At 67.0% G+C, this 13,248-nt stretch carries 14 protein-coding genes; 11 read left to right on the top strand and 3 right to left on the bottom strand.

Features of this window, described 5'->3' with window-relative positions; all coding sequences use genetic code 11:
• Positions 1 to 40: 40 nt before the first annotated feature.
• Positions 41 to 247, bottom strand: a complete 207-nt coding sequence (locus tag QO058_RS04230) for a hypothetical protein (RefSeq protein ID WP_284170540.1) — start codon at positions 245 to 247, stop codon at positions 41 to 43.
• Here QO058_RS04230 and QO058_RS04225 point away from each other — a divergent pair.
• The 3 genes from QO058_RS04225 (at position 246) to QO058_RS04215 (ending at position 4,042) form a co-directional block, all read left to right on the top strand.
• Complete coding sequence (locus tag QO058_RS04225; protein ID WP_284170538.1) at positions 246 to 746, top strand: (2Fe-2S)-binding protein; 501 nt, start codon at positions 246 to 248, stop codon at positions 744 to 746. The genes QO058_RS04230 and QO058_RS04225 overlap by 2 nt on opposite strands.
• A 108-nt stretch (positions 747 to 854) precedes the next feature.
• Entirely contained in the window at positions 855 to 3,218 is a 2,364-nt protein-coding gene (locus QO058_RS04220) for a xanthine dehydrogenase family protein molybdopterin-binding subunit (RefSeq protein WP_284170537.1), read from the top strand.
• A gap of 17 nt (positions 3,219 to 3,235) precedes the next feature.
• Entirely contained in the window at positions 3,236 to 4,042 is an 807-nt protein-coding gene (locus QO058_RS04215; RefSeq protein WP_284170535.1) for an FAD binding domain-containing protein, read from the top strand.
• A gap of 128 nt (positions 4,043 to 4,170) precedes the next feature.
• Here the strand turns inward: QO058_RS04215 and QO058_RS04210 are convergent, their stop codons facing one another.
• Positions 4,171 to 4,524, bottom strand: coding sequence for a nuclear transport factor 2 family protein (locus QO058_RS04210; RefSeq protein ID WP_284170534.1), 354 nt, complete (start codon positions 4,522 to 4,524; stop codon positions 4,171 to 4,173).
• A 117-nt stretch (positions 4,525 to 4,641) separates the two neighbouring features.
• Between QO058_RS04210 and QO058_RS04205 the strand changes: the two genes are divergently transcribed.
• The 8 genes from QO058_RS04205 (at position 4,642) to QO058_RS04170 (ending at position 11,606) form a co-directional block, all read left to right on the top strand.
• Positions 4,642 to 5,562 (top strand): AAA family ATPase, encoded by a 921-nt coding sequence (locus tag QO058_RS04205; RefSeq protein ID WP_284170533.1) that lies wholly within the window; start codon positions 4,642 to 4,644, stop codon positions 5,560 to 5,562.
• A gap of 104 nt (positions 5,563 to 5,666) precedes the next feature.
• A complete protein-coding gene (locus tag QO058_RS04200) occupies positions 5,667 to 6,041 on the top strand; it encodes a nuclear transport factor 2 family protein (protein ID WP_284170532.1) in 375 nt (124 codons plus the stop codon).
• Positions 6,042 to 6,243: 202 nt separating this feature from the next.
• Entirely contained in the window at positions 6,244 to 7,443 is a 1,200-nt protein-coding gene (locus QO058_RS04195; RefSeq protein WP_284170531.1) for a vWA domain-containing protein, read from the top strand.
• A 226-nt stretch (positions 7,444 to 7,669) separates the two neighbouring features.
• On the top strand, positions 7,670 to 7,996 hold the full coding sequence (locus tag QO058_RS04190; protein WP_057188819.1) for an XdhC family protein: 327 nt from the start codon (positions 7,670 to 7,672) through the stop codon (positions 7,994 to 7,996).
• 12 nt (positions 7,997 to 8,008) lie between these two features.
• Positions 8,009 to 8,641 (top strand): LysE family translocator, encoded by a 633-nt coding sequence (locus QO058_RS04185; protein WP_284170528.1) that lies wholly within the window; start codon positions 8,009 to 8,011, stop codon positions 8,639 to 8,641.
• A gap of 4 nt (positions 8,642 to 8,645) precedes the next feature.
• Positions 8,646 to 9,275, top strand: a complete 630-nt coding sequence (locus tag QO058_RS04180) for a LysE family translocator (RefSeq protein ID WP_284170527.1) — start codon at positions 8,646 to 8,648, stop codon at positions 9,273 to 9,275.
• A gap of 8 nt (positions 9,276 to 9,283) precedes the next feature.
• Positions 9,284 to 9,976 (top strand): XdhC family protein, encoded by a 693-nt coding sequence (locus tag QO058_RS04175; protein ID WP_284170525.1) that lies wholly within the window; start codon positions 9,284 to 9,286, stop codon positions 9,974 to 9,976.
• 13 nt (positions 9,977 to 9,989) lie between these two features.
• Positions 9,990 to 11,606, top strand: a complete 1,617-nt coding sequence (locus QO058_RS04170) for an NTP transferase domain-containing protein (RefSeq protein ID WP_284170524.1) — start codon at positions 9,990 to 9,992, stop codon at positions 11,604 to 11,606.
• Between the two features lie 3 nt (positions 11,607 to 11,609).
• Here QO058_RS04170 and QO058_RS04165 read toward each other — a convergent pair whose 3' ends face one another.
• Complete coding sequence (locus QO058_RS04165) at positions 11,610 to 13,232, bottom strand: DUF2235 domain-containing protein (RefSeq protein WP_284170522.1); 1,623 nt, start codon at positions 13,230 to 13,232, stop codon at positions 11,610 to 11,612.
• Positions 13,233 to 13,248 lie beyond the last annotated feature (16 nt).

The raw sequence follows: 13,248 nt of genomic DNA, 5'->3' as shown, positions 1-13,248 counted from the left end.
GGCTGCGACCCTACCGAGTCTGGTTTTTGCATGTGGATCATCAAAACCCTGCAAAAACGCCGCCAAACGGGCTCGCCTTCAAGGTGGTAGCCCGCTTGACCGCGGAAAATCCCGGGTCCACACTGCTTTTTGAAGTTGTTCCAAGGAAATTCTTCGTTGGCTTGTGATGAGCTGGCGAGCGAATCGCGCGGTCCTTCGAGATGTCGTGGGCCGCGCCGGAAAACAGGCTTTCGGAGGAGTGCCCCATGGCCAATCTGTCCATGACGGTGAACGGCAAGGCCGTCACCGCGACTGTCGATCCGCGCACCCTCCTAGTGCAGTTCCTGCGCGAGAATCTCAGACTGACCGGCACGCATGTCGGCTGCGACACCAGCCAGTGCGGCGCCTGCGTCGTTCATCTCGATGGCAAGGCGGTGAAGGCCTGCACCACCCTGGCACTGTCCTGCGAGGGCGCCTCGGTGACCACGATCGAGGGCTTGGCCAATGGCGGCACCCTGCACCCGATGCAGGAAGCCTTCCGCGAGCATCACGGCCTGCAATGCGGCTTCTGCACGCCAGGCATGATCATGTCGGCGGTCGATATCGTGAACCGGCGCGGCAACAGCCTCGACGAGAAGACGATCCGCGAGGACCTCGACGGCAATATCTGCCGCTGCACCGGCTACCACAACATCGTCAAGGCGGTCGCTGCCGGCGCCGAGGCGATGGGCAAGGGGGCTGCCCCGGTTCGGCAGGCTGCCGAATAGCAGTTTATCGCGGCTGCGCTCGGTCGAGACCGGCGTGGCCTTCTTCCGATGTGATCCCCGAAACATGCTGATAGCGCCCGCCAAGAGGCGCCACGCCAGGAGGAATCCATGTCCGCCACCGGAATCGGCGCTCCCGTCCGCCGCAAGGAAGACCACCGCTTCATCACCGGCCAGGGCCGTTATACCGATGACATCAATCGGCCGGGCCAGGCCCATGCCTACTTCCTGCGCTCGCCGCATGCGCATGCGACGCTGAAGACAATCGACACCAAGACCGCTGCGGCGATGCCGGGCGTGCTCGGCATCTTCACCGGCGATGATCTTACCGCCGACAAGGTCGGCGGGCTGATCTGCGGCTGGATGATCCACTCCAAGGACGGCTCGCCAATGAAGGCCGGCCCGCATCCGGCGCTCGCCCAAGGCAAGGTCCGCTATGTCGGCGACCACATCGCGGTCGTCGTCGCCGAGACGTTGGCGCAGGCGCGCGATGCGGCCGAGGCGATCGTCGTCGACTATGGCGTGCTGCCGGCGGTGGTCGACACCGCGAGTGCGGTCAAGGCGAAGACGCAGGTTCATGCCGAGGCGCCGGGCAATACGGTGTTCAACTGGCATCTCGGCGATAAAGCTGCGACCGAGGCGGCCTTCAAGGCGGCCAAGCACGTCACCAAGCTCGACATCGTCAACAACCGGCTGGTGCCGAACCCGATGGAGCCGCGCGCCGCGGTCGGCGATTACGACCAGGGCGAGGGCGCCTTCACGCTCTATACGACCAGCCAGAACCCGCATGTGGCGCGGCTCGTGCTCTCGGCCTTCATCGGCATCGCGCCGGAGAACAAGCTAAGGGTGATCGCGCCGGATGTCGGCGGAGGTTTCGGCTCGAAGATCTTCATCTATGCCGAGGAGACGGTCTGCGTCTGGGCGGCGAAGAAGGTCGGCCGGCCGGTGAAATGGACCTCGGACCGGACCGAGGCCTTCCTCTCCGACGCGCATGGCCGCGACCATGTCACCCATGCCGAACTCGCTATGGACGCCGACGGCAAGATGCTGGCGATGCGGGTGCACACCACCGCCAATCTCGGCGCCTATCTCTCGACCTTCTCGTCCTCGGTGCCGACCTATCTCTACGCGCCGCTGCTGTCGGGCCAGTACGATATTCCGGCGATCTATTGCGAGGTCGATGCGGTCTACACCAATACCGCCCCGGTCGATGCCTACAGGGGCGCCGGCCGGCCGGAGGCGACCTTCGTGGTCGAGCGCCTGGTCGAGGTCGCGGCGCGCCAGCTCGGCAAGGACCCGGCCAAGTTCCGGACGCAGAACTTCATCAGGAAGTTCCCGCACCAGACGCCGGTGATCATGATGTACGACACCGGCAATTACGGCGCCTCGCTGAAGAAGGCGATGGAGATCATTGATTACAAAGGCTTTCCGAAGCGCCGCCGCGACTCCGCCCGCAATGGCAAGCTGCGCGGCATCGGCTTCTCCGCCTATATCGAGGCCTGCGGCATTGCCCCGTCCGCGGCGGTCGGCTCGCTCGGCGCCGGCGTCGGCTTGTGGGAATCGGCCGAGGTCCGGGTCAATCCGATCGGCACGGTCGAGGTACTGACCGGCTCGCACAGCCATGGCCAGGGCCATGAGACCACCTTCGCCCAGCTCGTCTCCGACCGGCTCGGCGTTCCCCTGGAGAACGTCTCGATCATCCATGGCGACACCGACAAGGTGCAGATGGGCATGGGCACCTATGGCTCGCGCTCGGGTGCGGTCGGCATGTCGGCGATCTTCAAGGCGATCGACAAGGTGATCGCCAAGGGCAAGAAGGTCGCGGCCTATGTGCTCGAGGCCGACGAGGCCGATATCGACTTCAAGGACGGCAACTTCACCGTCAAGGGCACCGACCGGACGCTCGATTTCGGCTCCTGCGCTCTGCAGGCCTATGTCGCGCACAAGTTCAACGGCCAGGATCTCGAGCCGGGCTTGAAGGAGGGGGCGTTCTACGACCCGACCAACTTCACCTTCCCGGCCGGCGTCCACATCTGCGAGCTCGAGATCGATCCTGACACCGGCATCACCAGGATCGAGCGCTGGGCCGCGGTCGACGATTTCGGCAATGTCATCAATCCGATGATCGTCGAGGGCCAGGTCCATGGCGGAATAGCCCAGGGCGTCGGCCAGGCGCTGCTCGAAGGCGCCCGCTACAACACCGACGGGCAACTCGTCACCGCGAGCTTCATGGACTACTGCATGCCGCGCGCCGACGATCTGCCGTCCTTCGAGGTCGGCATGACGGTGACGCCGTGCCCGTCGAACCCGCTGGGTATCAAGGGCTGCGGCGAGGCCGGCGCCATCGCCTCGCCGCCCGCAGTCATCAACGCCATCACCGACGCGCTCGGCCATGAGGAGATCGCCATGCCGGCGACGCCGCAGGCGGTCTGGCGCGCGGCGCAGAAAACGCTCAGCCGCATGGCTGCCGAGTGATCTGAAAGGACGAGACGATGTACGCCTTCACCTATCACCGCCCGGCGACCGCGCGACAGGCCGCCAGCCTCCTCGCCAAGAAGGAGGACGCCAAGCTGCTCGCCGGCGGCCATACGCTCCTGCCGACGATGAAGCAGCGCCTGGCCTCGCCCGGCGCGCTGGTCGACCTCTCCTCCTGTGCCGACCTCAAGGGTATCGCCCGCAAGGGCCGCAACCTCGTGATCGGCGCGATGACGACCCATGCCGAAGTCGCCGCCTCGCCTGAGGTGCAGGAGGCGATCCCGGCGCTCGCCTACCTCGCCAGCCATATCGGCGATCCGCATGTGCGCCATCGCGGCACGATCGGCGGCTCGGTCGCCAACAACGACCCGGCGGCCGACTACCCGGCGGCGCTGCTGGCGCTCGGCGCGACGGTGGTGACCAACAAGCGCAAGCTGCCGGCCGAGGAGTTCTTCAGCGGCCTCTACGAAACGGCGCTGGATGAGGGCGAGATCATCGTCAAGGTCTCGTTCCCGGCCACTTCCAAGGCAGGCTATGCCAAGTTCCGCAATCCGGCCTCGCGCTATGCGCTGGTCGGCGTCTTCGTCGCCAAGCGCGGCAGCGAGATTGCGGTTGCGGTGACGGGAGCGGGCGAGGGCGGCGTCTTCCGCTGGCCGGAAGCGGAGGCCGCGCTGAAGGCACGCTTTGCCGCGAAATCGCTCGATGGCCTCAAGCACACGGCCAAGGGCATCAATGGCGACATCCATGCGGACGCCGAGTATCGCGCCCATCTGATCGGTGTGATGGCGAAGCAGGCGGTGGCGCAGGCGACGGGGAAGGCGTGAGCCAGCTGCAGCGCGTCATGCTCGGGCTTGACCCGAGCATCTCAGGCCGGAGAGGACGCTGACCAGCGTCCTCGCGTCATGAGAATCCCGGGTCTGCACTTTGCTCTGCCCGGGAATGACGATTGGGTTCAATAAAAGAACCGCTCCTCGACGATCTTGCCATCCTTCACCGTGTAGAGCCCGATCTCGTGCATCTTGCGGCGCTCGCCGCTCTCCTTGACGGTGACGTCGAAGTAGAAGTGCACGGCGAACTGGTCGCCATTGAGATAGGGGCCTTCGGTGGTGAACTCGTGGACCTCGTGATTGGCGACCCACCACTCGCCCTTGCCCTTCACCGCGTCCTTGCCGTGGCACTCGGCCATCGGCCCCGGCATGTTCTCGTAGCTGGCGATGTCATCGGCATTGTAGGCCGTGGCTGCCTGATCATGCTTGCCCTCCTTCAGCAGGGTAACGAAATCCGTGGCCAGATCCTGGATGGTCATTGGCGTCTCCTCCGTGAGGGCATGATGGTAGGCTTGAAGTCCGTCCCGATCATGACAGCAGAGCGCCTTGCACCGGCGCGACTTCCGTCGCTGCCGTCGCCGCGCTAGACCTCGTTCATGCTGACCTCATCGCGCATTCCGACCTCGATCGACGCCACGCTCTCTCTGCTGCAGGCACAAGGCTATGTCGCCGACCGGGCGCTGGCGACCGTGCTCTTCCTGGCGCTCAGGATGAAGCGGCCGCTGCTGCTCGAAGGCGAGGCCGGCACCGGCAAGACCGAGATCGCCAAGGTGCTCAGCATGGGGCTCGGCCGCCGGCTGATCCGCCTGCAATGCTATGAGGGGCTCGACCTCGCCTCGGCCGTCTACGAGTGGAACTATGCCGGCCAGATGATGGCGATCCGCCTCGCCGAGGCCGGAGGCGTCGCCGGCGATCGCGAGCGGCTGGAGAGCGACCTGTTCTCGGAGCGTTATCTCGTCAAGCGCCCGCTGCTGCAGGCGCTGGAACCGCAGGAGGGCGGGGCGCCGATCCTGCTGATCGACGAGCTCGACCGTACCGACGAGGCCTTCGAGGCGTTCCTGCTCGAAGTGCTGGCCGATGCGCAGGTGACGATCCCCGAGCTAGGGACGATCAAGGCGGCCGAGCCGCCGATCGTGATCCTGACCTCGAACCGCACCCGCGAGATCCACGACGCGCTGAAGCGCCGCTGCCTCTATCACTGGGTCGGTTATCCCGATGCAGCCCGCGAGCTCGCCATCCTGAAGGCAAAAGCGCCGGGCGCACCAGCCAAGCTCGCCAAGCAGGTCGTCTCCTTCGTGCAGGCGATCCGCAAGGAGGAGCTGTTCAAGGCGCCGGGCGTTGCCGAGACGCTCGACTGGGCGAGCGCCTTGGTCGAGCTCGATGCAGTGGCGCTCGATCCGGCGATCGTCTCCGACACGCTGGGGGCGCTGCTCAAATACCAGGACGATATCCAGGCGATGCAGGGCTCGAAGGTGAGCGAACTGCTCGACCAGGCCAAGCAGGCGGCGCGGGGGTAGCGCGCCGTCATGGTCGGCCTTGCGCCGACCACCCACGTCTTTCCCCTCATCCGCGTCGCAAGGCGTGGATGCTCGGGACAAGCCCGAGCATGACGGAGCAAGCGATGAACGACGACATCAAGGCGATCGAGGCCGCGACCCGGACCTATCTCGACGGGCTCTATGAGGGCGATGTCGAAAAACTCGGCTCGGTCTTCCATCCGACCAGCGCGCTGACGCAGTCGCAGGACGGCGAGCTCAAGGTTGTGCCGCGCGAGCAATGGTTCGAGGCGGTGCGGGGGCGCAAATCGCCGAAGGAGACCGGGCTGGAGCGCGGCGACCACGTCCTGGCGGTCGACCTGATCGGGCCGTCCATGGCGCTGGTCAAGGTCAAGTGCCAGATGCCGCCGCGCTATTTCACCGACCTGCTGTCCTTCCTGAAGGTCGACGGCAAATGGGTCGTGGCCCAGAAGGTGTTCATGACCGAGACGGGCGCTTGAGTGGTCCTTTTACAATGAGAGGCGCGGGGAACCCCCCTCCCGTGTGGGAGAGGGGCAGGGGTGGGGGCCCGCCCATTCCGGATGAGGCCATGGCGTTGCCGCCGCGCCTTCTGCGGAAACGGCAGGCCCTCATCCGGCGCTCCGCGCCACCTTCTCCCATCCAGGAGAAGGGAAGCCGCTCGCGCTTCAACGTCGTCGCGGCATGAGCGGCAAGCTTGCCGAAAACGTCGCCTATTTCGCCCGCGCTCTGCGGGGCGCCGGCCTGCGCGTCGGGCCGGGCGCGGTGGTCGAGGCAGTCGAGGCGCTGGCCGACGGGGCGCTCGGCGGCCGCGATGACGTCTACTGGGCGTTGCATGCGATCTTCGTGAAGAAGCATGAGGATTCAGCGGTTTACGACCAGGCCTTCCGGCTGTTCTGGCGCCGGCGCGGGCTGATCGAGAAGCTGATGGCGCAGATGTCGCCAGTGACGCCGCGGGTCGACAGCGAGCCGCAGAAGCCGGAAGCGGGCGCCTTGCGCGTCGCCGAGGCCTTCACCCCGCCGCCACGCGAGGAGGAGCCGCCGGTCGAGCTGACAGAGCTTACGGCGCGGCTCACCGTCTCCGAGCGCGAGACGCTGAAATCACGCGATTTCGCCCAGATGAGCGCGGCCGAGATCGCCAAGGCGCGTCAGCTCATCGCCGAGCTTAGGCTACCCAATGACGCCGTGCCGACGCGGCGCTTCCAGGCGGCGCATGCCGGAGCGCGGATCGATCCGCGTCGCACCTTCCGTCGCTCGCTCAGAGGCGGCGGCGCCTCGATCGACCTCGCCTTCCGCGAGCGAGCCGAGGTGCATCCGCCGCTTGTCGCGCTCGTCGACATCTCCGGCTCGATGGCGGAGTATTCGCGCATCTTCCTGCATTTCCTGCACGCCATCACCGAGCAGCGCCGGCGCGTGCATTCCTTCGTCTTCGGCACACGGCTGACCAATGTCACGCGCAGCTTGCGCGCCCGCGATCCCGACGAGGCGCTGGCGCTGGCAGGCAAGGCGGCGCCAGACTGGGAGGGCGGCACGCGCATCGCCTCGGCGCTGCACGCCTTCAACCGGGTCTGGTCACGCCGGGTACTGGCGGGCGGGGCGGTGGTGCTGCTCTTCACCGACGGGCTGGAGCGGCATCTCGGTCCCGATCTCTCCTTCGAGATGGACCGCCTGCACCGCTCCTGCCGGCAACTGACCTGGCTCAACCCGTTGCTGCGCTATGACGCTTTCGAGGCGCGCGCCAGCGGCATCCGGATGATGCTGCCGCATGTCGACCAGTTCCGGCCGATCCACAACCTCGCAGCGATGGCCGATCTCTGCACGGCATTGTCGTCCGATGCACGGCAGATCACCGATCCGCGCCAGTGGTTGAAGAAGGCGGGTTGAGTCATGATCTGTCTAGCGCGGGTCTCCCTTCTCCCCTTGCGGGAGAAGGTGGCTCGGCGAAGCCGAGACGGATGAGGGGTCTCGCGACATGTCCGCCCTTCTCGAAGGGGCTGACGGACAGGGCGGTGCGACCCCTCACCCCAACCCTCTCCCGCAAGGGGGAGAGGGGGCAGGTAGGCGTTCTGAAGTGCAGTTCTCAGATGTGATTGAACGACAGGCGACAGCCATGATCAGCACCGACACCGACATCCTCGCCACCGCCGAGGCCTGGGCTAAGGCCGGGCGCGGCGTCGCGCTCGCCACCGTGGTCGAGACCTGGGGCTCGGCCCCGCGCCCGGTCGGCTCGCATCTCGTCATCGATGGCGAGGGCAATTTCCTCGGCTCGGTCTCGGGTGGTTGCGTCGAGGGCGCGGTCGTCGCCGAGGCTGGCGACGTGATCGCCGACGGCAAGCCGCGCACGCTGGAATTCGGCGTTGCCGACGAGACCGCCTGGCAGGTCGGCCTCTCCTGCGGCGGCCGGATCAAGGTCTATGTCGAGCCGGTTCGGGCTTAGGGAAACGGACTGATGGCCTCCTGGGAAACGCTCCTTGCCTTCGCGACGGTGACGCTGCTCATCGCCTATTTCCCCGGTCCGGCGCTGCTTTATACGGCGGCGCAGACCATCGCCCATGGCCGCAAGGCCGGGTTGATGGCGATGCTCGGCATCCATCTCGGTTGCTATGTCCACGTCATCGCCGCGGCCTTCGGCCTGTCGGCCGTGTTCAAGCACGTGCCTGAACTCTACGTTGCCGTGAAGATCGTCGGCGCGCTCTATCTGGTCTGGCTCGGCATCGGCATGATCCGCTCGAAGCTGGGTGGCCCCGAGCCGCAGGCCGTGGCGCCGGCCAAAACGGTCCGGCGCGCCCTGGTCGATTCCTTCATCGTCGAGGTGCTGAATCCGAAGGTCGCGCTATTCTTCATCGCGCTGCTGCCACAGTTCGTCGATCCTGCCGCCGCGCTGCCGGTCTGGGCGCAGTTCCTGATCCTCGGCACCATCGTCAACTTCGCCTTTTCCTCGGCCGATCTGATCACTGCCCTCGCTGCCAGCCTGGTGATGAAGACGATGAAGGCGAGCAGGGCCGGCTTCGCCTTCGGGCGCTGGCTCGGTGGCTCGCTGATGATCGGGCTCGGCCTCAAGCTCGCGACAGACAAGGGCTGATCAGATGGCGTCGATCGAAGTCCTCTTCGCGCTCGTCCTGGCGACGCTCGTCTTCGCCTATATCCCGGGCCCGGCCGTGCTCTACATCGCTGCCCAGACCATGTCGCGCGGCCGCAAGGCCGGCTTCATGGCAGTGCTCGGCGTTCACCTCGCCGATTATGTCCATGTACTCGCGGCTGCCTTCGGCCTGTCGGCGATCTTCAGGCACGTGCCGGAGCTCTACCTGGCGATGAAGCTCGTCGGCGCCGCCTATCTGATCTGGCTCGGCATCAGCTTCTTCCGCCGCGTCGCGCCGGTAGAGGCCGCTGCCGATGTGGCGCCGCGCACGCCGATGCGAGCCCTTGCCGACAGCCTTGCGGTCGAGCTGCTCAACCCCAAGACGACGATCTTCTTCGTGTCCTTCCTGCCGCAATTCGTCGATCCGTCGGCGAGCCTGCCGCTCTGGGCGCAGTTCCTGATCCTCGGCGTCGTGGTGAACCTGCTCTTCACCTCCTCCTCGATCCTGACGGTGCTGACCGCCTCCTACATGCAGGCGAAAGTCGCCGCGAATGGTGTAGCGCAACGCGTGATCCGGGCGATTGGCGGTACCATTTTGATTGGGCTCGGCGCCCGCATCGCGCTTGACCGAAACTGAGTTGGCCGATGGATCTCGCACTTCTCTCCGTACTCAATGCCGAGCGCGCCGCCCGGCGCGCAACGGTGCTGGTGACCGAACTCGGTTCGGCCGAGCAGCGCCTGGTGAAGGAGGCCGATCTTTCCAGCGATCCGTTGGCGGAGGCGCTCGACAAGCAATTGCGCAGCGGCAAGAGCGGCACTGCCGAGGTCGAGGGCAAGGCCTATTTCCTGACGGTGCAAGCGCCGCCGCTGCGTCTCGTCGTCACCGGCGCCGTCCATATCTCGCAGGCGCTGGCGCCGATGGCCAAGCTGCTCGATCTCGACATCGCGGTCATCGACCCGCGCACCGCCTTCGCCACGCAGGAGCGCTTCCCGGAGGTGACCCTGCTGGCGGAGTGGCCGGAGGAGGCCCTGCAGCGCGTGCCGTTCGACGGCTACACCGCCTTCGTCGCACTGACGCATGATCCGAAGATCGATGATCCGGCGCTGATCGCGGCGCTGCGCTCGAACTGCTTCTATATCGGCGCGCTCGGCAGCCGGAAGACGCATGGCAAGCGGTTGGAGCGGCTCGTCGCAGCCGGTTTCGGCGAGGCCGATGTAAAGCGCATCCACGCGCCGATCGGGCTCGACATCGGCGCGGTTTCCCCGGCCGAGATCGCACTCGCCATCCTCGGCGAGATCGTGCAGGCGTTGCGCGGCCCGCGGCGCCAGCCCGCTTGAGAGATAACGCTCCATGAAGTTTGGCCCTGTCCCGATCGCCGAAGCCGCCGGCTGCGTCGCGGCCCACACCGTGCGCGCCGGCGACGTGATCGTGCGCAAGGGCGCGACGATCAGCGACGAGGATGCGCGCAGGTTCGCCGCGGCCGGATTGACCGAGATCGTCGCAGTGCAGTTCGAGGCCGGAGACATCGACGAGAACACCGCAGCCGAGCAGTTGGCTCGGGCGCTGGCGGGCCGGGCGGTGGTGACCGAGGCGCCGTTCACCGGCCGGGTCAATCTGTTCGCCGCAGCGGCCGGCATCCTGCGGATCGATACGGCCGTGATCGATGCGCTGAATGCCGTCGACGAGGCGATCACCGTCGCGACCCTGCCGGCGCTGAAGCCGGTGGTCGCCGGGGAGATGGTCGGTACGGTCAAGATCATTCCCTATGCCGTACCGGAAAAGCGCGTCGCCGAGGCGCTCGAGCGGCTCGGCGCCGACAGGCCGATCGCGATCGCCGAGTACAGGCTGAAATCGATCGCGGTCGTCTCGACCTTGCTGCCGGGCCTGAAGACCAGTGTGGTCGACAAGACCCTGCGCACCATGGCCGAGCGGCTCGAACCGGCCGGCGCCGCGATCGAACGCGACCGGCGCGTGCCGCATGAAAGCCCGCCCCTGGCAGAGGCGATCCGGGAGGCGGTTGCCGGGCCGGCCGAGATCGTCGTCGTCTTCGGTGCGTCGGCCATCACCGACCGGCGCGACGTCGTGCCGCAAGCCCTGACCCTGGCCGGCGGCACGGTCGAGCATCTCGGCATGCCGGTCGATCCCGGCAACCTGCTGATGCTGGGCACGCTGGGTGGCAAGCCGGTGATCGGCGCACCGGGCTGTGCCCGTTCGCCCAAGGAAAACGGCTTCGATTGGGTGCTGCAGCGCAGCCTTGCCGGCGTGCCCGTCAGCCGTGCCGATATCCAGAGGATGGGAGTCGGCGGACTCCTGATGGAGATCGTCTCGCGGCCGCAGCCGCGTGCGCCCGGTCGTGGTGAGGCCGCGCCCGTCGCCGGCATCGTGCTGGCCGCCGGGCGCTCGACCCGCATGGGCGTCGGCAACAAGCTGCTGCAGGAGGTGCGCGGCAAGCCGCTGGTGCGCCATGCCGTGGAAGCGCAGATCGCCTCGCGCGCCGCGCCGGTGATCGTCGTCACCGGCCACCAGCAAGATGGGGTTCGTGCCGCGCTCGCCGGGCTCGACGTCATCGTCGTGCACAACCCGGCCTTCGCCGAGGGCTTGTCGGGCTCACTCAAGGTCGGGCTCGCGGCGCTGCCGAAGGACGTTTCCGGGGTCGTCGTCTCGCTTGGTGACATGCCGAACGTCACCGCCGGCGTGATCGACCGGCTGGCGCAGGCCTTCGCCGATCGGCCCGACGCGCTCGCGGTTGCGCCGACGCTGCTCGGTCAGCGCGGCAATCCGGTGCTGCTTTCGCGGGCCATCTTCCCTGAGGTCGCCAAGCTCGGCGGCGATCAGGGCGCGCGGCGACTCCTCGACGCGGCCGGCGATGCGGTCGAGGAGATCGCGCTCGACGATCCCGCCATCGCGCTCGACATCGACACGCCCGAAGCGCTCAGGGCGCTGACGGGGCAGGGCCCGCGCAGCTGAGGTTCAGGCGGCGCTCAGCAGGCCGGCGCGCCACAGCCGCAGCAATTGGCCGAGCACGGTGACACAGTCCTCGGCGATCTCCGGATCTAGCTCCCGGACGCGAAGCAGCTCGGGAGCGCCGGGGTCCGGCAGATGCCTGATGACGCGAACCTCGTGGATGTCCCGGTCGGCGGCGGCCTTCCGGCGCATGTCGGCGGCCAGCTGGCTCATCCCGTCGAGCGCATCCTGGTGCGAACCGGAAAGCTGGTCGCCATCGCGGACATAGGTCATCAGGATGTTGGGCAAGACGGCGACCAGGTTCGGTGGCGCGTAGACGGATGGTTTGTCCTTGGCGGAGGCGGTTTGTGCGATCTCGACGCTGCGGCCGAGCCGCACCAGCGCGCACCAGTGGACCATCTCGCCGATCGGGTCCTGGAATGGCTGGAACTCGTTGACCGCGAAGCTGCGGCGGATCGCGGCGCGATCGCCACGCGGCCAGGTCTGGCCGATCAGCCGCAGCAGCGGCCACGGATAGAGCAGGCGATACAAGGTTGTCCGCGATTCGTTCTGCGGCGCGAGATTGTCGTCGGTGACGCCGGGCGTTTGTGTATCCTCGTCGGGCTCGATTGGGCCGAGCCGGCGAGCCGATGCTCCGGAGGCTGAAGAGGCTGTGACACGGGCCGACTTGCGCCTGGGCGCGGGAGGCATCGGCCCCTGAGCCCCGTAGAAGTGGACGTGCGGCTCGGCTTCGGTGCCGGGTCCGCGCGTCAGCCGCTCGATCATCCAGTTCAGCACGATGTCACCGAGCCGGTGATCGGAATAGCCGCCGCCGATATCGCTGTGGACGCCAGGGAACCAGACCTGCTCGATCCGCTTGAACTCCTCATGGCGCGGCCGCTGCCAGACCGCGGCCTGGAAGGGCTCGCGTTTCTCGTCAATGGCGAGCGCATGGAAGGCGTAGTCGACGATCCGGCTGACCTCGGTATCGTGGAACTGCAGGAAGAGGCGGTTGATCACGCGGGCCCAGGTCGAGGGAATGCCGAGCGCGCCGACGGTATCGAAGACGCCCATGGCACGGATGCGGACGTTTTCGTGCACCAGCCTGTCGCGGCTGGCGGCACTGCCGGGGAAGCGCTGCTTGGGCGGAATGCGGTAATAGGCCCAGGCGGCGGTCTCATTGGCCTCGGAGCAATGCTCGCGTCTGAGCAGGCCGGAGGCGGCGATATAGCCGACCAGGCTGCGCGCCGTGTAGGCGCCGCGCGAGAAGCCGAAAACGCAAATCTCGTCGCCGGGATGATAGACCGCGCTGAGATAGCGATAGGCTTGACGGACATTGGTCGAAAGGCCGGCGCCGATTGCGCCTCCGACGAAGCGGTCGAGCCTGGAAAGGCCGGTGCCGACGCCGGAATCGTAGTAGATCGACTGCAGGCAGATCGTGTTTTCGGGCTTTCCGCCCGCGGCGGCCGCCTTGACCTTCGGCATGGCAAGGTTGCGCAGGCGCACGATATGGGTCTGCTCGCCCTCGCGATCGTCGCTGTTCCAGGTCCCGTCCAGGAAAAGCAGGTGCCGGCGCAACGGCGGCTTATCGGTAGCGACCGGCGAGGCCGATGCGATCGATGATTGCTGCGATGGTGCGTTGTCCTGCATGGCTGCCCTCCCAGAT

The sequence above is a fragment of the Bosea vestrisii genome (genome assembly GCF_030144325.1).
Taxonomy (GTDB): Bacteria; Pseudomonadota; Alphaproteobacteria; order Rhizobiales; family Beijerinckiaceae; genus Allobosea; species Allobosea vestrisii_A.
The sequence above is the reverse complement of the archived record's forward strand: the minus strand, read 5'-3'. Positions and strand labels throughout refer to the sequence as shown.

Bases quoted from the DNA above. Each gene is read 5' to 3' on its own strand.
- QO058_RS04225 (WP_284170538.1), top strand. From the start codon at position 246: ATGGCCAATCTGTCCATGACGGTGAACGGCAAGGCCGTCACCGCGACT.
- QO058_RS04230 (WP_284170540.1), bottom strand. From the start codon at position 247: ATGGGGCACTCCTCCGAAAGCCTGTTTTCCGGCGCGGCCCACGACATC.
- QO058_RS04220 (WP_284170537.1), top strand. From the start codon at position 855: ATGTCCGCCACCGGAATCGGCGCTCCCGTCCGCCGCAAGGAAGACCAC.
- QO058_RS04215 (WP_284170535.1), top strand. From the start codon at position 3,236: ATGTACGCCTTCACCTATCACCGCCCGGCGACCGCGCGACAGGCCGCC.
- QO058_RS04210 (WP_284170534.1), bottom strand. From the start codon at position 4,524: ATGACCATCCAGGATCTGGCCACGGATTTCGTTACCCTGCTGAAGGAG.
- QO058_RS04205 (WP_284170533.1), top strand. From the start codon at position 4,642: ATGCTGACCTCATCGCGCATTCCGACCTCGATCGACGCCACGCTCTCT.
- QO058_RS04200 (WP_284170532.1), top strand. From the start codon at position 5,667: ATGAACGACGACATCAAGGCGATCGAGGCCGCGACCCGGACCTATCTC.
- QO058_RS04195 (WP_284170531.1), top strand. From the start codon at position 6,244: ATGAGCGGCAAGCTTGCCGAAAACGTCGCCTATTTCGCCCGCGCTCTG.
- QO058_RS04190 (WP_057188819.1), top strand. From the start codon at position 7,670: ATGATCAGCACCGACACCGACATCCTCGCCACCGCCGAGGCCTGGGCT.
- QO058_RS04185 (WP_284170528.1), top strand. From the start codon at position 8,009: ATGGCCTCCTGGGAAACGCTCCTTGCCTTCGCGACGGTGACGCTGCTC.
- QO058_RS04180 (WP_284170527.1), top strand. From the start codon at position 8,646: ATGGCGTCGATCGAAGTCCTCTTCGCGCTCGTCCTGGCGACGCTCGTC.
- QO058_RS04175 (WP_284170525.1), top strand. From the start codon at position 9,284: ATGGATCTCGCACTTCTCTCCGTACTCAATGCCGAGCGCGCCGCCCGG.
- QO058_RS04170 (WP_284170524.1), top strand. From the start codon at position 9,990: ATGAAGTTTGGCCCTGTCCCGATCGCCGAAGCCGCCGGCTGCGTCGCG.
- QO058_RS04165 (WP_284170522.1), bottom strand. From the start codon at position 13,232: ATGCAGGACAACGCACCATCGCAGCAATCATCGATCGCATCGGCCTCG.